17 protein-coding genes are annotated in these 20,473 nt (G+C 44.3%); 10 read left to right on the top strand and 7 right to left on the bottom strand.

Going from position 1 to position 20,473, the window contains the following annotated elements:
• Window positions 1-223: 223 nt before the first annotated feature.
• From H6F88_RS33865 to H6F88_RS04685, 3 genes are all read left to right on the top strand, one after another.
• The gene (locus tag H6F88_RS33865; protein WP_277882141.1) at window positions 224-352 is read left to right on the top strand and encodes a hypothetical protein; all 129 of its coding nucleotides are present in this window, start codon (window positions 224-226) and stop codon (window positions 350-352) included.
• 444 nt (window positions 353-796) lie between these two features.
• Complete coding sequence (locus H6F88_RS04690) at window positions 797-1,831, top strand: IS630 family transposase (RefSeq protein ID WP_190641591.1); 1,035 nt, start codon at window positions 797-799, stop codon at window positions 1,829-1,831.
• A gap of 56 nt (window positions 1,832-1,887) precedes the next feature.
• A complete protein-coding gene (locus tag H6F88_RS04685; protein ID WP_347277664.1) occupies window positions 1,888-4,965 on the top strand; it encodes an NACHT and WD repeat domain-containing protein in 3,078 nt (1,025 codons plus the stop codon).
• A 387-nt stretch (window positions 4,966-5,352) separates the two neighbouring features.
• On the opposite strand, the gene H6F88_RS34310 is transcribed toward H6F88_RS04685, so the two are convergent.
• Window positions 5,353-5,514, bottom strand: a complete 162-nt coding sequence (locus H6F88_RS34310; protein WP_190641589.1) for an HNH endonuclease — start codon at window positions 5,512-5,514, stop codon at window positions 5,353-5,355.
• 605 nt (window positions 5,515-6,119) lie between these two features.
• Here H6F88_RS34310 and H6F88_RS04675 point away from each other — a divergent pair.
• The 3 genes from H6F88_RS04675 (at window position 6,120) to H6F88_RS04665 (ending at window position 9,307) form a co-directional block, all read left to right on the top strand.
• Window positions 6,120-7,244 carry a hypothetical protein gene (locus H6F88_RS04675; RefSeq protein ID WP_190641588.1) on the top strand — a complete coding sequence of 375 codons (1,125 nt, stop codon included), beginning with the start codon at window positions 6,120-6,122 and terminating at the stop codon, window positions 7,242-7,244.
• A 148-nt stretch (window positions 7,245-7,392) separates the two neighbouring features.
• Window positions 7,393-8,328 carry a hypothetical protein gene (locus H6F88_RS04670; protein WP_190641587.1) on the top strand — a complete coding sequence of 312 codons (936 nt, stop codon included), beginning with the start codon at window positions 7,393-7,395 and terminating at the stop codon, window positions 8,326-8,328.
• A gap of 412 nt (window positions 8,329-8,740) precedes the next feature.
• Window positions 8,741-9,307, top strand: coding sequence for a hypothetical protein (locus H6F88_RS04665; protein ID WP_190641586.1), 567 nt, complete (start codon window positions 8,741-8,743; stop codon window positions 9,305-9,307).
• 119 nt (window positions 9,308-9,426) lie between these two features.
• On the opposite strand, the gene H6F88_RS04660 is transcribed toward H6F88_RS04665, so the two are convergent.
• The 3 genes from H6F88_RS04660 to H6F88_RS04650 form a co-directional block, all read right to left on the bottom strand.
• The gene (locus tag H6F88_RS04660; RefSeq protein WP_190641585.1) at window positions 9,427-9,834 is read right to left on the bottom strand and encodes a CopG family transcriptional regulator; all 408 of its coding nucleotides are present in this window, start codon (window positions 9,832-9,834) and stop codon (window positions 9,427-9,429) included.
• A complete protein-coding gene (locus H6F88_RS04655; RefSeq protein ID WP_190641584.1) occupies window positions 9,831-10,469 on the bottom strand; it encodes an AAA family ATPase in 639 nt (212 codons plus the stop codon). Before H6F88_RS04655 ends, H6F88_RS04660 begins: the two co-directional genes overlap by 4 nt.
• 142 nt (window positions 10,470-10,611) lie before the next feature.
• Window positions 10,612-10,848, bottom strand: coding sequence for a hypothetical protein (locus H6F88_RS04650; protein ID WP_190641583.1), 237 nt, complete (start codon window positions 10,846-10,848; stop codon window positions 10,612-10,614).
• A gap of 212 nt (window positions 10,849-11,060) precedes the next feature.
• Here H6F88_RS04650 and H6F88_RS04645 point away from each other — a divergent pair, with 212 nt between their 5' ends.
• The gene (locus H6F88_RS04645; RefSeq protein WP_190641582.1) at window positions 11,061-11,609 is read left to right on the top strand and encodes a site-specific integrase; all 549 of its coding nucleotides are present in this window, start codon (window positions 11,061-11,063) and stop codon (window positions 11,607-11,609) included.
• Window positions 11,610-11,901: 292 nt separating this feature from the next.
• Here the strand turns inward: H6F88_RS04645 and H6F88_RS04640 are convergent, their stop codons facing one another.
• A complete protein-coding gene (locus H6F88_RS04640; RefSeq protein ID WP_190641581.1) occupies window positions 11,902-13,266 on the bottom strand; it encodes a hypothetical protein in 1,365 nt (454 codons plus the stop codon).
• Window positions 13,267-13,471: 205 nt separating this feature from the next.
• Window positions 13,472-14,857 (bottom strand): NB-ARC domain-containing protein, encoded by a 1,386-nt coding sequence (locus H6F88_RS04635; protein WP_190641580.1) that lies wholly within the window; start codon window positions 14,855-14,857, stop codon window positions 13,472-13,474.
• Window positions 14,858-15,413: 556 nt separating this feature from the next.
• On the opposite strand from H6F88_RS04635, the gene H6F88_RS04630 reads away from it, so the two are divergent.
• Together H6F88_RS04630 and H6F88_RS04625 are read left to right on the top strand one after the other, a co-directional pair.
• Window positions 15,414-15,872 (top strand): hypothetical protein, encoded by a 459-nt coding sequence (locus tag H6F88_RS04630; RefSeq protein WP_190641579.1) that lies wholly within the window; start codon window positions 15,414-15,416, stop codon window positions 15,870-15,872.
• A gap of 694 nt (window positions 15,873-16,566) precedes the next feature.
• Window positions 16,567-16,884, top strand: a complete 318-nt coding sequence (locus tag H6F88_RS04625) for a hypothetical protein (RefSeq protein ID WP_190641578.1) — start codon at window positions 16,567-16,569, stop codon at window positions 16,882-16,884.
• A 661-nt stretch (window positions 16,885-17,545) separates the two neighbouring features.
• Here H6F88_RS04625 and H6F88_RS04620 read toward each other — a convergent pair.
• Window positions 17,546-17,716, bottom strand: a complete 171-nt coding sequence (locus H6F88_RS04620; RefSeq protein ID WP_190641577.1) for a hypothetical protein — start codon at window positions 17,714-17,716, stop codon at window positions 17,546-17,548.
• 897 nt (window positions 17,717-18,613) lie between these two features.
• On the opposite strand from H6F88_RS04620, the gene H6F88_RS04615 reads away from it, so the two are divergent.
• Complete coding sequence (locus H6F88_RS04615; RefSeq protein ID WP_190641576.1) at window positions 18,614-20,437, top strand: DUF262 domain-containing protein; 1,824 nt, start codon at window positions 18,614-18,616, stop codon at window positions 20,435-20,437.
• The last annotated feature ends 36 nt before the right edge of the window (window positions 20,438-20,473 follow it).

The following is a 20,473-nucleotide window of genomic DNA, read 5'->3' as shown; positions in this document are numbered from 1 at the left end:
AAATGGTCATTTTCGGGCAAGTTTTGGAGTAGAAAAGGCTTCAAACGCTTATTCTGTCGTAGATTTTGTAGGTGATCCAAGCATCATTTTCGGGCAAGTTGCTATTTTTCGTTTTTTTTTTGCTAGATGCCTTACTTCTCAAGGATTCTAGCGATCGGATGGCGTTTCGTTGCAGCTTTGCTACCTTTACCCCTAAATGGGTTGCAAAGCTGTGCCGGAAGGCATGACAAGCGACCCGTTTCTCCAGTCCAACATTACACGTCGACTGCTTAATCGATCGCTGCAACCCGCTTTCATGCGGATGGTGCCGTTGGGAGACACTGCCCCCACGAGCCTGACAGAAGCGGTCTGAGAGAAACACAAACTGCCACATCCCTTGTCGGTTGACATGTAACAGTTTGCGTTTCAGTGCAAACGACAAGTAGACCGAACCATAGCCCCATTGAGGTCTTGCTGGTGTAGCTGTTTGGCTCCGCTTAGATGTGCCTATAACAGCTTAACGAGGCTAGTAGGTAGCATCATGACTCCACTGTTCATGCCTTTGCCATCGCGCACGATCACCTGCTGCCCAAAGTCTAAATCTTTGACCCACAGATGAAAGCTTGGAGCTAGCGGGTGCAGGATCTAACTAACACGGTGTGGCAACGGAGGGAGGGAGTGGCAATCGGTTAGAGTAAAAGCAACGTGTCATTATTGAACTGTGTTATTAGAACCAGAATCATAAGTATACATTTCTTTATTAACCCGGCAATCGAAGAGCCTACAGAAAGAGAGGCAAAATCGGTAGAATCGGAGTATGAATAAGCCAGACGCTCGATTACTCAATCCCACCACCCAAGACTACTTGCGCCAACAAGCAATTCGCCTGCGAGAACAAGGCAAGCGAGCAAGCGAGATTGCCAGCTATCTTGGGGTGCATCGCACGACGGTTTCAGAGTGGTGGCGAGCGTATCAACAGGAAGGCGAAGCCGCACTGCATCAGCAAAAACGCGGCAATCGGTTGGGCGAAGGACGGACATTGAGTCCACCGGAGGAAGAGTGGATTCAACAGTTGATGCGGAAGCATTTTCCAGACCAATTGAAGATTGACAGTGCTCTGTGGACACGGAGTGCGGTGCAGACTTTGATTGCTTGCGAGTGCGGTGTAGAGATGCCGATTCGTACCGTTGGTGAGTATCTCAAGCGCTGGGGGTACACCCCGCAAAAGCCGCTCAAACGTGCCTATGAGCAAAACCCGCAAGTGGTCAAAGCTTGGTTAGAAACAGACTACCCTGCTATCGAGCAGCGGGCTGCAACCGAAGCTGCCGAAATTGCTTGGGGCGATGAATCGGGTCTACGCTCGGATGCTCAAGTTGGACGTGGCTATGCACCCCAAGGAAGGACTCCAGAGATTGGGCTCAACACACAGCGAGTGAGGGTTAATTACATTGCCAGCATTAGCAATCAGGGCAAAGTCCGCTTCATGCTCTACACTCAGAAGCTAACCGCACAGGTGTTTATCCTATTCCTTGAACGCCTGATTGCCAAACGAGAGCGCAAGTTGATATGGATTGTAGATCGTCATCCCGTCCATCGTTCGGATGCTGTACGACACTGGCTGCAGCAGCATCAAGACAAAATCGAGATGCATTTCTTGCCGTCGTACTCTCCCCAGTTGAACCCGGTCGAGTATCTTAATTGTGATGTCAAGCAAGGGGTCCATTCCAAGCCACCGACGCGCCAGTTGAGTCAGTTGAAAGGGCGGTTGCGATCCCATCTATTCAAACTCCAGAAACTACCCACCCGAATCGTCAAGTATTTCAAACATCCATTTATTGCTTATGCTGCTTGAACAGGTGTAGTCTCAATCATTGCCAGGTTAATAAGTTATTTTGAATATCTACTGTGATGCAGGAATCTCCCGAACCTAGACAAAAACCTTTAAAGGGTTTGATCGATGTCCTGAAGGAGTACCAAAATCTCATCCAGGGAGTTGGGGGGGTAGCCGGTACAATTTTAAGCTTCAGCCAACAAGCAAAAGATCATCCTTTGTATCTTGCAATTGGTATTTTGCTAGTCATTGCTAGTATCGCTTGGTACTTTATTTCACGCCGACACAATTACCATAGCCGTCAAAAAGTTAAATTTGAACCGCCGATTCCAGGTTCCAAAGCTTATCTACGTGGCTTACTACCATTTGAACGTGGTGAGCATCTTCTCGGTCGCGAAGGAGATGTGAAAAGAATCTTTGCCAAAGTTACGGCTTTTGAATTCACGTTTGGTTATCTCAGTGGTGATGCAGGAAGTGGAAAAACCTCTCTTTTACGTGCTGGTCTGATCCCAGAAGTAGAAAAGTTAGGTTGGCTGATTGTCTATGTTCCTCGAACAAGTGGGAATCCCAAGGAAGCTAGCCTGAAAGCTTTGCGACGAATTTCAACTTCATCCTCAGCGAGCAACAGTGACATTCCTTTGCAGGATATTCTATCTGTTGTCCTTCAGGAACATCAAATTGAGCGGCTAATGATGATTTATGACCAGTTCGAGGAATTTTTCATTGTTAACCGAACTAAAAGTGCGCGAGAAGAATTTGCTAAAGAAATAGGAGATTGTCTCGATAATGAGAACTTGTCAGTCAGCTTCCTCTTCAGCCTTCGTAAAGAATTTGTCGATGACTTGCGAGATTTTGCGCCTTGGGTATCTCAACCTTTGGATATTCGCTTCAGCGATCGATTACGAAATTGGGAGCCAGCGATCGCTCTGGAAACACTTCAGATAGCAGCCAGTAATGACAAAGTACTATTCTCGGAAGCTTTAATGGTAGAGGTTGTTCGCGACCTAACTCAAGACAGTGAAGTGCGTCCCGTAGAGCTTCAGTTAGTAGCCACTTGTCTGCGCGACCAATATATTTACGAACTTGGTAGATACCATATTGTTGGAGGAGCCTATGGAATCCTAGCTGAATATATCAAAGAAACCATCGAGCCCTTAGGAGAAAGAACGCCAGAGTTAGAACGTCAAATTGCTCGGCATTTATTGCGATCGTTATGTGCAGTTAACAGAGATGCAAGGCGACCTCAAGGACTGCAATTTGAGGAATTAATTCAACATATCCAAACAGCAATGCAGTCAAAAGGTCAAGCTGCTCTCCTGCGAAACGATCAAGCTTTTTATACAGCACTCCAACAAGTTCTTGAACAATGTATGAACGGCTATCTGATTGTTCTCGAAGATGAGCAAACCTATAATCTAGTTCACGACTATATAGTTACTCCTATTCGAGAAGCGACAGCAGATATTGAAACGGTAGAAGAACAGGCGAATCGATTACTCGATAGATATCTGGAGGAACAAAGGCAAAATCCTCACACTATTGTTCCAGTGCGAGGTTTTCGGTTCCTTATCAAATACGCCTCACCACATCGCCTCAGTCAAGACACAGCAAGGCAGCTGATAAATCGGACTAAACGTCAGTATGTAATTCGTAGCATAGCTATAGTAATGGGTTTGGTGTTACTGATTACTCTACTACTACCCCCTCAAATTCGCTTTGATGTTAAAACCTATAAGCTTGGATCGGAATGGCTGATTAGTCAAGATCGTCAATTAGCAATTTCATTTGATGACGAAGAAAATGAATTGCTCGTTTGGCAACTCAATCTTCCCTGGAGCAGCCATGAAGAATTTCAACTTCCCTTTGATTTTGAAGATGTTGTTATCAGTCCCAAAGCTAACTTTTTAGCAGGCATTACTGGGGAGGGCAACGTTTATATTTGGAAGCCTGAACAAAAGCTTACTCAAGCAAGTCAACCTATTTTGACCGGACTCTCTAAATCAGTACAGGAGGAGGAGGGAAATGATTGGGATAATACTTGGGGCGGATTTAGCCCAGACGAGCAATGGGTTTATGTTTCTTCCAATAATGGTGAAGTCTATGTTTGGCATCCTTCACGGTCTAGTGGCTCAAACCTCAAGCCATTTCTCTCTTTAAAGACCAACAAACTAGACTGTCCCTTTGATTGCCGACCAGTAGTTCAATTTAGTCCAAAGGGCAGGTGGATAGCTATACAGGGGGATGAGGAGAATGAGGGAACAAAACTTTATATTCTCAAACCTGATCAATCTTTCTCAGAAACTCTTTCTTCTATCCTTAAGACTGCTTCTGCCTTTAGTGAAAATAATGTTTTTTTCACTGAAAATGATGAATGGATTGCCACTGTTGGAGAAGATGGTGGTGTTTATGTGTGGAAAATTAGTCAACCTCCCCAAAACTTACTACCTGCATTTATAGAACATTATGATGATGAGGATGTTTACCCTTATTATGATTACAATATCGCGTTCAGTCCTAATAGTGAATGGATTGTCGTCAGACCCACATTTAGGGATTTTTACGCCTGGAAAGTAACCGAACCACCCGGAGACAAAGCCCAACCAGTCATAGATTTAGCTAGTAGCAGTAGTGATCTATTTGAAGTTTCCTTTAGCAAAGACGGAAAGTGGGTTGCTGGAACAGCACAAGATGGGAAACTATATGTATGGCAACTTGATAGTCCAAGCTCAGAAAACATAAAACCGGTATTTGAGAAAAATGCAAACCGCGCAGTCTTTAGTCCCGATAGTGATTATATTGCAGCTCAATCGGCTGATGGCAATATCTACGTATGGAAAGTTGGTGAAAAACCTAATTTAGATAAACCGGCAGCTTACCATAACATAGGCGATTTTTCGCTGACTAACATTAAATTTACCAGTGATAATTCATCTATTTTCACTTTCGAAGGAAGTGAAATCTACTGGGGAAAAGTCGGTGAAAAACTGATAGATATCGACGGTCAACAATTGACATATTCCATCCGTGATTTGGTCACAGATAAAAGAAACTTAATCGTGTTTGGACATGAAAACTTTTCAATCATTCAACGTAGATTTTATCTATGGGGAGTTCCTTTACGTACTTATTCGTGGTTGGCATTAGCAGATAGTTAATACATCTAGGAACAAACTAAGTAGATCTAGGTAGATTTTGCAAGGCATTTCTATCTCCATAATTCAGTTCATCCGCTGTTTACTAACGCTCTTCATTGAGACTTAGACATTCCAGTAAAACGAATAAGAGCTCTTTCTTCAATAAATTTTTGGAAGCTCCCATGGTGCTCAGTCTAGTACTGAGTTTGATGCTACAAGGTTTAACAAGAAGCTGAGGGAAGTCTGCCAGAGTCAATTGGTTATGAAGAAGGTTATTTATTGCCGTACAGCTTCATCTTTAGTACTCAGTTTTGCTGCCGAAAATGGTCGGGTAAGGAGGATATATCGCTACATCCTCCTCCCCTCAGAACCGGACGTACCAGTTACCCGGTATCCGGCTCAAGCAAGTCACTCACTCTCTACCAGCTCCGAAGCGTGCAGTTGTTGATGGCAGCACTGATGCACTAACACCAGATTGCTGTAAGTGTCTTTTCCACCCTGGGATTTTGGTCGCAAATGGTGCCGATGAATAAGTTCCTCATTGTAGGGGTAAAGGTAGCAAAGCTGCAACGAAACGCCATCCGATCGCTAGAATCCTTGAGAAGTAAGGCATCTAGCAAAAAAAAACGAAAAATAGCAACTTGCCCGAAAATGATGCTTGGATCACCTACAAAATCTACGACAGAATAAGCGTTTGAAGCCTTTTCTACTCCAAAACTTGCCCGAAAATGACCATTTCTCGGTATGTTTTAGCTAAATCATGGAAATTTTTCTGGAATCCCTGCATGACAAAGCTTTCAGAGGCTGCGTGGCGATCGGATGCAGCTTTGCTACCTTTGCCCCTAGTAGCCCCTGTTAGTGCTTGGGAATCCTATAGGTAGTACGGCATCCCACAGCGGAGTTGAGCCGCGAACGCCGCTGTTATGCCGCTTGAAAATATCCGTTGAGACAGTACTTGAAGGTGGTCTGTGGATGCATCGAACTTTTCTCTGACCTTTTCCTGACCTATCCAAACTGACGATACAGGAATGTGAGGAGTAAGTTGGTTATGTTTGTACGCAGTCAAAACAGCATTGAAATATGGCAACAAGGTTAAGTTCATGAAGATTCGACGCAATTCGTTTTTGTTCGTCCTTACTCTTTCCTGTATACTCTTCGTCCCTCCGCTTGTTGGCGTGTTGTGGTCCTCACCTGCTCAAGCAGTATGTGTAGATACCCCTTTCGGAGAACTTTGTCATCAAGACTTAGATCCAACACCTCACATTCCTGGTTCCGCTGACTTCGCTGAACAAGCATGGGGGGAAGCAGGGTCAGCGGCATATCAAGCAGCAGCCAACTGGATGAGGGCAAATAATGGTTCAAGCCAGAGCTTAGATGCATTGCAGAAGCAGTATTTGCGACCTCATTTTGGCGATTTAGTCGATCGAGCTGCAGTCGTCTACAACGCAAACTTGATGGATGAGTTGTCAGCACTAGGATATAGAATTCCTATGAATCAATCTGCCGCCCAAACCTATTGCGACCGTATTTATATAGACGATCCTTATCAGCAGGGCGACCTTGGGCAAATTATTTTATTAGCTCATGAACTAACTCACTCTAGACAGTGCCAAGACTACGGTGGAGCCGGTACTTTTGGCTTTCACTACTTTAGAGAGTACAAAAGAGCTGGTCAAAGCTATGAAAACAATCGCCTAGAGAGAGAAGCCTTTGCTTTTGAGGAGCAGTTTTCAGCATGGTTAGATACTCAGAGCGTAGCAACTTCCTCTTTTTCAAGTTCTCCCGTCTTTGATCCAGACTTCTATTTGATGTCTTATGGAGATTTGCGAAATGCTTTTGGCACGAACCAAGGAGCCGCAAGGAATCATTGGCTCACTTATGGTATTCAGGAGGGTCGGAGAAGCTCACCTGCGTTTGATGTTCAGTATTACTTAAGTTTTTACCCTGATCTACAGAACGCTTTCTCTAATGACTATACTGCTGCAATCAATCATTGGTTAACATATGGTATTCAAGAGGGACGGAGAAGTTCTATCGTTTTTGATGTTCAGTACTACTTGAATAGGTACTCCGATTTGCAGAGTGCATTTGGTGCTCAGAACTACTCCGCAGCAGTCGATCACTGGCTAACTTACGGTGTTTCTGAAGGTCGTCAAGGCTCTCCTGACTTCGATCCTAGTTTTTATCTTTCAAACAACCCCGATGTAGCTAGGGTGTATGGAGCTAGTAACTATAAAGGAGCAATCGAACACTACTTAGAATTTGGAAGAGCAGAGGGACGGCGAGGAACTGCACAGTAGCAACGGGCTAACATCCTGCTGCACCGGAATGAGTTAATCCGTTGTTGAGTTGCAAAGGTTGGCTGCATCCGGTAAGCAGGAATGTTAGCCCGCAAAAGCATTAACCGACCACTCCGTTAGTTAACAAGTTACTTCAGAGGAGTTACAAGTGATTGTCTATCCGCCGTATGGTCAGTTTGCTCGTATTTATAAAGAGTCAGTTGACCCCGCGTCCCTAGCTCCGAATGCTTGGCGACCGGCTCTTCCGCAGTTTGAGAGAGAACAAACTTGGCTCGAATGGCGCAATGAGACCATTAAGCTAATTAATGAAACGTTGTGGCCACAGTGGGATCAGACGGCGTCAGCGTGGTTCAATCCAGACCATAACAGGATGCACGCGCTCACTACGGCAGATTTCGAGCTATTTTCCACAATTGATGGGCCAGCAGTTCTCGATCAGCGACCAGATACACCCGTCGCGGCCGCATCAATTCCGACGCATAGACAATACTTCGTCGATGAAGACACGGCAAAGCTAGGCGATAGGTACTTTTTTTATGACGTCACACTGCCGTCACAGCAACTGGACAAATTGCCCTCCGATTTACGGCAAGCCTTGAAGGACAAGGCCGGTAGCGTAAGCATTCAGATCAAACAACTTTTACAGCGCCCGCGGGCCTACCAAGTTGCAAAACTAATTGGTCAGGAGCATCGCTTTGAGTTGGCTGCAACGTCAATGACCTCGTCAATGTCGAGCGGGCACTGCTTCCAGGGATGCCTCGCCGCAGCAGGTATATACGAAGCGTGGCTGCAGCGTGGATATGCGCCGACTGAATCTCAATTAGCGGCACTAGGTCAGTTTGGCGTAGACATTGGCGATCGGAGAGTTTTTGCGGGCGTCCACTATCCCTCAGATAACCTATCGTCATGGATCATGGATCTTCGCCTCCTTCCTGAGGTGTGCGCTGATAAAAGGGTATCAAGATTTGTAGCGGATGCGATTACTAAGCGGAGCTTTGTCTACCGATCAATCGTCGCTTCTCGTAAGGCTGCATATTCGGACGCACTGGCGCTTGTGCAGTCGCTGGCAAAAGCTGCGGGCTAACAAGGCGTTGCACCCGAACCCGCGCCTTCGCTTCGCTACAGGGCGGGGTTGGGTGAACTTAGGCGTTGACATCATTGCCGAAAATGACTAAATTCGGCAGTGTTGAGATCCTCATTCCCGACAAAACAAGGTTTTAGGCGTGCTACATGCGATCGCTCAATGTTCATTTTTGGCAATGTTACTGAAACAGAGGTGTAGTTAAGCTCAGCGGAGTGGGTGACTGCTCCGCTGAGCTTAACTACACCCCAAAGCCATTTTTAGCCTGTCCGTAGTTACTTATGGGAATGGTTGTTCTCATAAGTAATTGCCTAGACCTAAATGCTTTCATAATGCTTTTACTGAAATTCATGAGAGGTTTACCTTATTTCAATGGATTACGGGCAGCCTAGAAGAAACCTGACTCTCAACACCCATGTTTAAGCTAAAGCTGCCCGTTGCCCTAACCGCAATTGTTGCTACTACAACCCTTGCCTCTACTTCTGGATTTGCTCAAACAATCAGTCTTGCAGAGCAACAAATTGCTTTGCAAGAGGCAGTGTGTCTTCAGGATTGGGATGAAGCCATTGGAATTGTTAGCCCCATGATTGCCTCTGATGAAGCGACTCCTGCTTATCGGCAGCAATTGGTAGAATTTCGATCTGATTTAGTTAGCTATCGCGACACAAACGCTCGTTTCTCCCAGATTCCAAACTGCGAAGGGGTTGGCGTTGCATCGGAAACAGCCGAAGTAGAGGAAACGGTTAATCAAAGCGGAAGAACTCGGCTCGACTGGCACAGAGCTGCGGAGTCAGTAGGGAATGGTTCCGGCAGAAGCGGAAGTGTACAGAACAGACCATCGCGTGGCAACTACAGTAGCGGCTCTAACGCTTCTTCACCCTCCTCCGACCTCGATTGTTCAGATGTAGGTTCTCCCGTCTTTGTTGGAGGATCAGACCCTAACGGACTTGATGGGGACGGGGATGGATGGGGTTGTGAATAACGGATTCACTACGCCTATCGTCATCTGCCCAGAATGAGGCGGCGATCACTCTACCTATTCATGAGGGAAATTCCGTTTCCCTCATGAGTAAATACTGCATTAATTACTGCATTACTGCATTATTCATTTACTTCATTAAGTGCTTCCTCAAGTAATAGCCGAACTACTTCAGCTTTTTTCTTGCCAGTTCTAGCGCAGAGAATTGATAGCTTTTGGTGCATTGATTGGGGCATGTCCACAGTTAGCCGGATCGTTGGCTCCTTCTCAACAGCGGATTCCATCAATCTAGACATAAGGCTACTCCTGTTACTGGTGGTGCTAGGTTTCTTTGCACGGGCTTGTTTAGGCAGTTTCTGAGGTGTTTTAGGTTCCGGCTCCGATGGTGGTTCTTCCTCTGGCTCATCTATTTCTTCAGGTTCCTCTACAGGCTCTACAGAACGGCTGCTGCCCTGGCGATCGCCATAGACAAACTCAGAAGCTAGGTTGCTGCTATCGAGGGATTTGCGCTGTCTTTTTGCTGGACTCATTGCAGTAACCCCATGATTTCTTTGAATAGCCGCTCAAACTCCTTAGATGCATCAGCAGCGGGCTTTCCTGCCAACTCCCAAACTGTCGCACCTTGCCCAAAAGTGTCAGCCACAATCTGACGTTGGTAGACCACTGACTTTAGGATCGGAACTTCGCTTTTGGTCAGTAGGGCGATCGCCTCCTCTAGCAGTTTTGTCCCCTTCACTGCTCTGGAGATGAACACGGCAGCTTTGGGGGGTCCACTGCGAACTGATTGAGCTTGCCTGATTAGTCGCATAGCATCAGAGGCAGAGCGCAAGTCTACCCCGGTCGGCTGGCAAGGAACGATCGCCAGGTCTGCTCTAAATAGAATCGCCCTGGTGGACTCTGACAACCCCGCTGGCCCATCTACGATAAGATGCTGGCATGTTTGGACTAGTTCTGGGATTCTCTCTAGCAAGTCATCAGGTGATTGAACGACCTCAAACGGAATCTGAGTCTCCATTGACTCTAGCCAGATGGAACTAGAGCGCTGGGCATCAGCATCGACCAGCAAGACCTTATTCTTTTTGCGGCTGAGCCAATAGGCAAAGTGAACTGAGGTAGTTGACTTCGCGCAGCCCCCCTTCTGGTTGACAAACGCAATAACAGCCATGGAATTTTACCAATGCAGTAATTACTTAAGATTTTACTGCATTACTGCATTACTGCATATAGTGCAAACGTACTGAATAAGGCGATTGCTTCTCTGATTACGGTTTCAACCGACATGCAGAAGCGTTCAACCGGGATCTCCCCTACCTTGCCATCAGCACTTTGATCGCTGACTGCTGCTCCACTGCCTCAAGCTTGCTCAGAATGTCCTGAAGCGTTACCCCAACGGTCGAAGCGTCATTCTCTCCCAGGTAGAGGGCGATCGCCTCATAGATAACTTGGCTGGGGTTGCGACCTGTCTTAGCTGCAATTGTCTCGATTCGTACTTTCCAATCTGGGGGAACTCGTGTTCCGATCATCGAGTTTGGCTGTTTGCCCATTGCAGTCAGTGCTAACTCTTACTGCAAGTCTAACTTGTCTCAATATGCAATCACTGATAGCTTTGCATTCTCAATAAGAAGGCATTCTGAGCAATAAGGCTTTATTCTCTGACTGCATCCATGAAGAACCTCTAAAACACTTATTTCTCCGTTGTCGATTCAACTGAAACGACAATATTATTAGAGGGAACTGATTTTAGAGTGAGCAAACGATGGCAGGCAAAGTTGAAGGGAAAGGTCAAGCCAAAGTTTTAACCCCTGCCGAAGTAGAGCAAGTTTTAACCTACGCTCGCGAACCTTACCGGACGGCGATCGCCATTGCTGCTTACACTGGCTGCCGAATGGGTGAGGCGATCGCTCTCAAAGCTGAGAACATCCAGGAAGAGTTTATCATTTTCACCAAAACCAAGACCGGAGAGACAAGAGCTGTACCCATTCACCCAAAGCTGAGAGCAATTCTGGCTGATGCAGCTCTGCCCAGGACTGGCTACCTGTTCCCCTCGCAGGGTGGGAAGAGGTTGCCTCACATCACTAGGCAAGTTGTAGATAAGGAACTGCGGGCTGTATGTGAGGGATTAGGAATTGAGGGCGTTGGTACTCATAGCTTCAGAAGAACGGCTCTGACTGCGATGAAGGATGCCAACACCCCCATCAAGAATATTGCTGCTATCTCTGGGCATAAGAGCCTGAATGAACTGGCACGGTATCTAGAAGTGTCTGAAGGAGATAAGCAGCGGGCGATCGCTGTTCTGCCTTATTGAACGTTTCTTATCTCTTCATGAAACTCCCTGATGCTCTTGTCAATGCCTCACGGCTTTGCGGGTATTTTGAAGGAGCAAGCCAGGAAACCAGATGCTTAAATGCTTAAGAGAATTTTTCTTGTTGCCGCTAAAGAACCCCGACTCAGGAAAACGCGTAAGCAGGCGCCCATGTTCTGCCCCTCCTAATTGTTGAAATCGATACCTTTATCTAACTTCACACGCCTGAGCTTTGCAAGCTTGATCTACTTAGCTGTTCCTATGTAAGCGCGTCTTAAGAAATTTCAAGATGTGCTTACTGGTCCAATAAACTCGTCCAATTTGAGAAGCTGTGTCTTCCAAAGTGAATAGAAAAGGCAACCATCAGGTTGTCCAAACACCGAATAAGCCACTCAGTATTGCTCCTAATTGCCGTTTCGTAGTGCCTAAACATACAAGCGAATTGTTTGGCTATACGTGACTTGAGTACAGTGAAGTTACCTCTATTAGCAGCGCACAGTAAAACAATTTTCAGCAGAAGACCAATAGTAAACGTCGCTCCTAGGTTAGTATTCAGGTCCACGAACATCAAATGGTTTTCAACTGACTTATGGTCAGACACATGTGGCTTCGCTAATAGGACATCTATTAAGTGACCACAAGTACGCATCAGCAGATGCGTACTTGGCTTTAAGGTATCTCCTTGGGGAAGAGTGCTCTTTAGTTGTTCTGATAGCCAACTGTTGAATCGATGATTTCCATAGTCTGGATTTGCAGAGCAACGAATGGAGGAAAGCAAATATTCGTGTACCTGCTCCTTCATATCTTGGTAGGATACTGCTTGAGCTATCGTGCTTAGGGACTGCTTTGCAGCATCTCGATAGCTTGGAGAGCCTTTTACAGCTCCTCCAAATGTCATAACTGCTGCTCTTAAGTCTTCGGTGCTCATTAATGTTGGATTTTTCACTGCTGACAAAGCACCATTGCAAGAAGAATTGCTGCTCTTCTGCATATAGGTCATGTAGTGGAACAAATCCTGTTCAAACTGCTGCTCCCGCTTAATTTGCAAACGTTCAATAGCTCGCAAATCACCACTATCTTCACTGTCTTCTCCACGTAGATAGTAGGAGTATAGAAGTGGATAACGATGAATCAAATCAATAATGCGTTTACTCTCTACATTCTCACGATCTTGTGTATTTAGCTGACCTTCGGTTGGTGAAGGTCCCCCCACAACCTGTGCTCGGCGCTGTAACGCTTGGTATTGTTCTGTTTTGGTAAACTCTCTGATTAATTCCCTTAATCGCTGTGTGGCAAGAGATTTTTCAGGTGGTGAGGAGTTTGATAGAAACAAAGCAACTAAGTCATGAGTTGCCTTAGTGAGCTTTTGATTCAACTCTGAATGGGACCACCAATGATTGATGAGGATGTAACAGCAGCGATTCAAAACATGGGGAAAATTGCTACTTGCCCACTCTGACAACACCATCCTGTTGACAGCCCTTAGAGCTTCCGCTTCAGGATAATGAATGCCTTCTATGAACAAGCTACGAAGGCGTTCAACCAGCACATCCGGAGACTCGCTTTTTCTAATATCGAGCAGATGACGATAGATGTATTCTGAATCACGCTCGAAATTTCTATAAGAAGAGCCTGCTGATGGAGAAGAGTAGCCCGACATGGTAACCATCTTCCTGAGGTAGATTCCCTAATAAGGCGATTCTTGATTCGGCCATTCAGGAGGGTGAATACCAAGAAAAGCCGATGATTAGACAGTAATAGGATATAGGTTACTCGAGATTGTAGCTGTATCCCATTTAACGAAAGGATACATTTTCTGTCCTAGAGCAAAAATAGATTGTGGTTTTAGGCAGCAATTCAAAACCTTACTCAGCAGAGTCATTGACATGTGCTATCAGCAAGCTCTGCACAAAATACCGCCCCTCTCTCACATAGACCATGGACCTTCTGATCAATGAACTTAATGCTTCACGTACATCGATGCTAGGTACTCTTTCGCTAAACACCGACAGTAAATCTTCGACGCTAGTAGGTTCATGGCTGTTTGCTAAAAATTGGATAATCTCTTGCTCTAGCGTTGATAAACGCTCAAATTGTTGATTAAACATAGATTGAGCAGCCCTAGGAATTCCTAAAGGGGTTTGGTTCAAGAAGCTGGCTATATCGCCACCAAACACTTCCAATTCCATTGCTACAGCAGCTAACACGCCTGGATTTCCCTGATAGTGACTACTTAATGTTCGCCAATCACCATCAGAGCCATACAGTCTTCTGCTGGTCAAAAGCTCTCGAATAGCTGATTCCCCAAGACCGGACAAGCTCAATGAATAGACTCCAAGGTGCTCCATCACCGCAATATCTTTTGGCTTTTCCCTGCTTGTGAGAATGACGCAACTTTGATGAAACTGTGTGCTTATCTGTTTTAGAAGTCTACTGTAATCCTCATACCCGCTTCGATAGGAGCCATCATGAGTTCCGCCCTGAAGAACAGATTCAAAGCCATCTAGGATGATCAGGCAGGATTGATCTCGCAAATAATCTACAAGGCGTGTCACGTCTGTGCTTCTCTCCCTATTCCTAGATAGCTGTTGAGTTAAGTCTTCTAAGAGATCATGCATCAATAGAGGGGGCTGTAAGTCCAGCGAGCGCCATATTAAACAGTCGTAATGCTCCCGAATGTTTCTGGCAAGCTTCACTGCCAACCACGTTTTCCCTATGCCAACGATGCCGATTAATGTGACGAGCTTACAACCATCGATCGTAATCTGTTGTTCTAACTGCTCCAGTTCTCGCTGCCGTCCATAGAATCGACGGACCTCAGGCGCTCCATCCCAATCCTGAAACTGTTGGTCAGTCCCTGACTCAGCCTCTTCTCTTGGCGGCGCAGGCGCAGGCACAGGCGCAGGCGCAGGCGGAGCAGCGTCATTTCGTGACTGGGCATCTTCTCTAGAAGGAACTAATGGCGAACTTACCTTGCTACACAGCTCCGGTAGTATATCCCAGCAGTTTGTCTTTTTAATCTCCGCTTCGAATAGCTTAGAGAGCAGCTTCCAGAGGTCTGGTCCAACCTCTTGCTGAATGTATTTGTAGGAATAGCCTCCACTGTTATGGGCTATTCCCCTATACTTCTGCCTTTCTAGAGAGCCACGCAGGACAATTCGCTGAACAGGAGTGAGTCCTTGCCCCCCTTCTGATGCACGAATTTTTGCACTAACTACATCAACAATGCGATCTAACTGCTCAGGCTCCATTAGCAGAGAAGGATTAGTACACCCTGAAAAAACTGCTGTCTAGTCTACCCTGAACTTCTACGATATTTCCTTAACTTTTTGCGGTACGAATCCTGAACCTCTACGAAAGTGGCTTAAAAGTTCGGGATCGGATAATGACTAGAACAAATATGAAGCTGTATCAAACTAAACTGAAAACAGTAAAAGCTTTGCTCATTGATACTTCAATCCTCTTGCCTAAGAACACAGTGATCTCTGTTCGGCAAAAGCCACTAAACATGTGCAATTGCTGACAACATTGCAGTGTCATGCAGCACTATCAGAAAGTAATTTAGGGAATTTCTATAATTTGCGGCTGAACTTTTCCAAGCTGAAATTCTCTTATTTCAGTACTTTGTTAAACAAAAAATTCTTTTATAAAACTGCCTATTTATTATTAATTTATTCCTTAAATAACTCTACTCTTAAAGCACGCTCAATTAGCTACTCTTAAGTAAATGCGCTTTAAGCTTTATGAGCTAAAAAGCAGCAATTCACTTACTTCGATGATCCACACAACTCTTTTTAAGTTACTGCCATGAATTCCTCTATCTCAGAAAAAGCGATGGGTTCTTATTACTCAAATGTGTTTTCAAAGGACTATCCTTCAACCCATCGATTACCACCCGCAAAACAACTGGAAACTATTTCCGAGCTTACCAATGCGCTCAAGCAGATACAAACTCAAGTCGATACAATTTATCAAGATGTTGCTTATCTACGCAATCACTCAGCTCAGTCAACTTCCAAGGCATTGCAAACCAGTCAGTCCAACTTAGGTGGATACTCTCCATCAGTAAGGTTAGCGTTTCGGATCGTTAAATGGTTCTTTCTGTTCCTTATTGGTTTTGCTGTTATTTCCGTTTTTTCTGCAACTCTAGGCGGCGAACAGTTTTTTAAACCCTTGCTGAGTCTCTTAGAACCAATGTTAGTACCAGTTGTGATCGTCACCTTTTGCACAGTCGCCGTAGTGGTGATCTTCGAATCGTTGAAATGAGTCGTATAAACGAAAGTTCACGACTGCAACAGCCGATTCCCAATGAATTGGAAAGCCTGCGCTGTGCTACCTAACGCTGGAAATACGAAAGCGTTGCTCCTAACTGTTGAACGACTCAGGAGCAATGTCCCAGAATACTAAACCATCTAAACCACGACGTTTTATTCACACACAAAGGAGCTTGATTATGTTGAGAAATGGTAGGAGTTTGAAGATTCTCAGTTCATACAAAATGACTTGGTGTGGATGAGCAAATGATTTGGCGCAATTAGCAAATGAATGGCGTAAATCCCTGACCTTGTACCAAGCAAACGTTTTGGGCTTTAAGGGTAGGATATTGATGCTCCTTGGCTTAATTTGTCTCAAGATCCAGAAGCCTTAAATAATAGTAGTTTCGAAGGTTTAGAAAGCGCGCAACTGATTTGCTAATTACGCAAGTTTTACTGCTCAGCCACAATATAGTTAGCAACCATCATTGAAAAAACAACCAAGGAATAAAATCATGGGTTTCATGCCAAAAAGTCAAGAAAAAAACCTCTCTAAACTGTTGAGAATCTCGGGTCTAGCGACATTACTGGTGGGTACCAGTATCCTGGCGGGTCCTGCCGTAGCACATGCACAGGACTGCCCGTCGCCTGAGCTACCAAATGCCCCCGTCCCGCTAAGGCCGGGGCCGGGGTCGGGAGGGGCTGCGGTGGGTGACGCCGCCGCCAGGTTGACGCACGAGGCGCAGAATAGTGGCGACTACGTCAAAGCACATCTCTGCGAGGTCTCTGCCAGAAACCCCGGTAAGAACGTCATGATCATCCAGCACGAGACCTACGACGGTCCGGACAACCTCACGGGCGTCACGGAGGACTACGACATCGAAATTGGGGGAAACGGGTTCGACGTCTTCGTGTTCGATACCGGCTCTTTCACCAACGATGGTGACATGGGCTACGAGAACTGGGCATGGAGCGGAGTCGGCTGGACCCGCAGCGAGGACATGCGCACGGTGACGTTCAACTGATCCGGCGGTTCCTCTCGATCGGCACGTGCGATGTCGGTCATTGTGCTAGAGCTAACTTTGAGCCGCAGAGCCTAAAACACGTGATCAGATCCTGCCCTGTGGCTCGGTGCCACAAGGCAGGACTTACTTATTCAGTTAGTTCTCATATCAAAGATAGTTATGAAACGCAAACTGTGGATGAGCAAATGATTTGGCACAATTAGCAAATGAATGGCGTAAATCCCTGACCTTGTGCCAAGCAAACGTTTTGGGCTTTAAGGGTAGGATACTGATGCTCCTTGGCTTAATTTGTCTCAAGATCCAGAAGCCTTAAATAAGGGGTGTAATCAGGATACGTGTAATTTAGTGCCACGAAAGATGAAAAAGCTTGTCCCGTAAGCGTTACAGAAGATGGCTCTATTAAGCTGTACAGATTTGACTTGCTGCTGCGGGGCGCAACTACTCAACGAAAGAATCAGGGTTTCAGCCTCCTAAAACCCTCAAAAGTAGGCGATGTACTACCAATTTCTGAGTAGTACTTAGTCTTAAACTAGTCCAAACCTGTACTATCAATGATTTGAGTGTCTAATCAAGGCAGTCGCCAAAAACGACAATGGTAACCAGACATCTGAAAACTTTTTTTAGGCTCTTGAGTTGTTTGTTGATCAAAGGATGGATAGAACTAATCTGCTTTCGACCAACCTTCTAAAGCTGCTAATACGAGATTAACAAGCGGGTGATTTATCGAAGTTCTTAATGCTTCTATATCTCCTGCTTTAAAGGTTGAGATAATTCGATCTTTCATAGATGGATTTCTTGTAATTTGTTCCATAGCTTCAGCTACAACTGCCATCTTTTCTGACTGTGTAGTAGGGTTCAAACTGGCGAAGCTGTCATATGCCGCCACACGAGTGCTGTAACGTCTGCATCAAAGGAATTTTAGGAAAAAACTGTGAAAAATTTCCTAAAGATCCACATTTAGCGTCTACCTACTGTACCAATTGATCTCTAAATTATTTGACACAGGTTTGGATAACGCTGTAATGCGGGTTTCAAGCTGCAAAAAACAGAAGGGTTTAATTGGTACACCTCAAACTGGTTGAATTATCCTTCTGAAGCAAGAACAGACATAAAAATCAGAAAAATTCCCTGAAGTCTTTACCCAGCACGGGTTTTCAATTTCATATGGCGGCAAACAGCAGCTTCGCCAGTTTGAACCCTGGTAATGCGGGAGATAGAGGTTCAAACTTTGCCCTATGTTGAAAGACAGCAGACTTCCAGCAGGTCATCAACGATAAACCAACGTAAGGGAACCGAATCACCTGTGAAAGATGGAGTCTGCAGGGACATCGGAGCAGCGACACATTCTGTAATAGAAAAGTTTGCTGACCAACCCAATATTTTACTTAACGCCAATTGTAGTGTTCTGTATTAGTGTTGACTACCATTGGTAGCATGACTTCCACTAATTCCATTAGTGATGTTGGGATAGTGCTGATTTTACCGCCTTTTCTGTGAATACTATGGAGGCAGCACAGGCAGAGCGGCGTTTTCCCCTATGGTGCGTTCGATGGCTGGCTGACAGCTATCGCTTCTTACAACTTATCGTGTCGATTTCCTATGGATTTGAGACTATTCAAATTAGAAATTAAAAGGTTTTGGGAAGGGGTAAGCAGAGCCTCTACCTCGAACTAAAACGCATTAATGCTTTAATCCCATAAAACTTGAAGTAGAAAGTAGAACTGAGCTTATGTCTTCCTACACTCTTGATACCGGAAAGAAATACATTAAAGATATTTTTTCTGCCGATAGCTTCTACAATGTACCTGAATATCAACGTCCCTATGTTTGGGGTAAGAATCAAGTAGTTGCTTTGCTTGATGACATTCGCAAAGCTATGGAAAGAGATAAAGAAAAGGAGTATTTCTTGGGTTGTATGGTTTGGAATACTAAGCAATCTAAAGAAGGTGATTTCGTTTACACCTCGCAAGATATATTAGATGGTCAGCAAAGATTTATAACTCTCTATCTACTACAAGCAGTTTTAAGAGATTTATCAAAAAGTAAGGATTTACAGAATAAGATTCGGACTCGAATGAGGCAGGAGAGGGACGAGTTTGATGGTATTCCAGAAAGAAATAGAATTGAATTTGAAATAAGAAAAGACAAAGAATTTTTGGAAGAGTATGTACTCAAGAAGAACGGAACGAAGGATTTTGAAAGCTTAAGATTAATTGCTCAGGGCAAAGACAATGATGTCTCTGTTAAAAACATGGCGGCAGCAATTTTAGAATTGCATAATTGGTTTCAGGCGTTGTCTGAGGAGGAATTAGATGTACAACAATACTTGAAAGATTTTTATGCTTACCTTTGCACAAAAGTTTTAATTATATACTTGTCAACTCCTAATAATCTTGATGATGCCTATAATCTATTTACAGTTCTAAATAGTCGAGGTCTTCAACTACAAGCAAGTGATATTTTAAGAGCACAAAATTTACGACACATAAAGGATGAGGGAGACCGAAAGGATTTTGCTGAAAAATGGGAAAAGTACGAAAGTGCTATCGACGAACCATACAATTCATTTGATGAGTTTTTATGGTCAATCGTCTTTATAACAATGAAATATAGAAGCGATGATAACCAAAACCTTAATAAGGCTTTTGAGTTTATGTACGGAAGGAATATGTTAACCAGGGGAGAGGGTACTTTTGAAGTAATTGGTCGCTATTCTAAACATTTACAAGCTATTACTAGTAACGATATTTGCTCCAGTGAAGTTGGAAATTTTTTCGTAAATCTTAATTATATATTGACAAAAACTTATGGAAACGCTTATGTTGCTCCGTTAATGCATTATAGAGAGTGTTTCAAGGAATTTAGAATCTACGATTTCTTAATTAAACTAGATAATCTTTGTTCAGCTTACTGGTTAACAGGTAAAGGAAACTTACAATCGAGAATATTTATTTTACTAAGAAAAATGGAGGAGATATCAAGGCAAGACGGCAATATAAAGGATTTAGCATCTCAGTTTCTTGACTCCCCTGTTCTTAAATATGAATATCAAGATGAGAAGGCTTCTACCGCAGTTGACATTGAATATTTTTTAGATTTTCTTGATAGCGAGAAGTGGGGTGAATACGCAGGTCAAAGAATCAATAAGACTCGTTACTTGCTGTTAAAAATTGACCTCTTATCTGGCAGTCTAAATTCTAAAATTTATTTTGATAGCAGCACTTCATCGGTAGAGCATTTAATGCCTAGAAGTTTAGGAAAAACAGCAACTATCTCCGAAGTTGATCACAAAAAATGGGTTCATAGGCTTGGTAACATAGTGTTAGTAGATAGAAAGAAGAATTCCTCATTAAGTAATAAAGAATTTCCTGATAAAAAAATGAGATATAAAGGATCTATAGAGAACAGGGCAAATACTAACTATATCTTTATGACATATAGTGAGTGGAATATAGAAACAATTAGAGAAAATCACTATCGAGTTTTTGATCTATTGAAGACATATTACTTAGGTAACTCTTTTGAAACGGTCAAGGGCTTATTACATAAGTAGCTACTTATGTAATAAACTTTCTTACTAGTTTCACTA

It is taken from the genome of Oculatella sp. FACHB-28 (assembly GCF_014696015.1).
In the GTDB taxonomy this organism is placed as follows: domain Bacteria; phylum Cyanobacteriota; class Cyanobacteriia; order Elainellales; family Elainellaceae; genus JAAUTN01.
The sequence above is the reverse complement of the archived record's forward strand: the minus strand, read 5'-3'. Positions and strand labels throughout refer to the sequence as shown.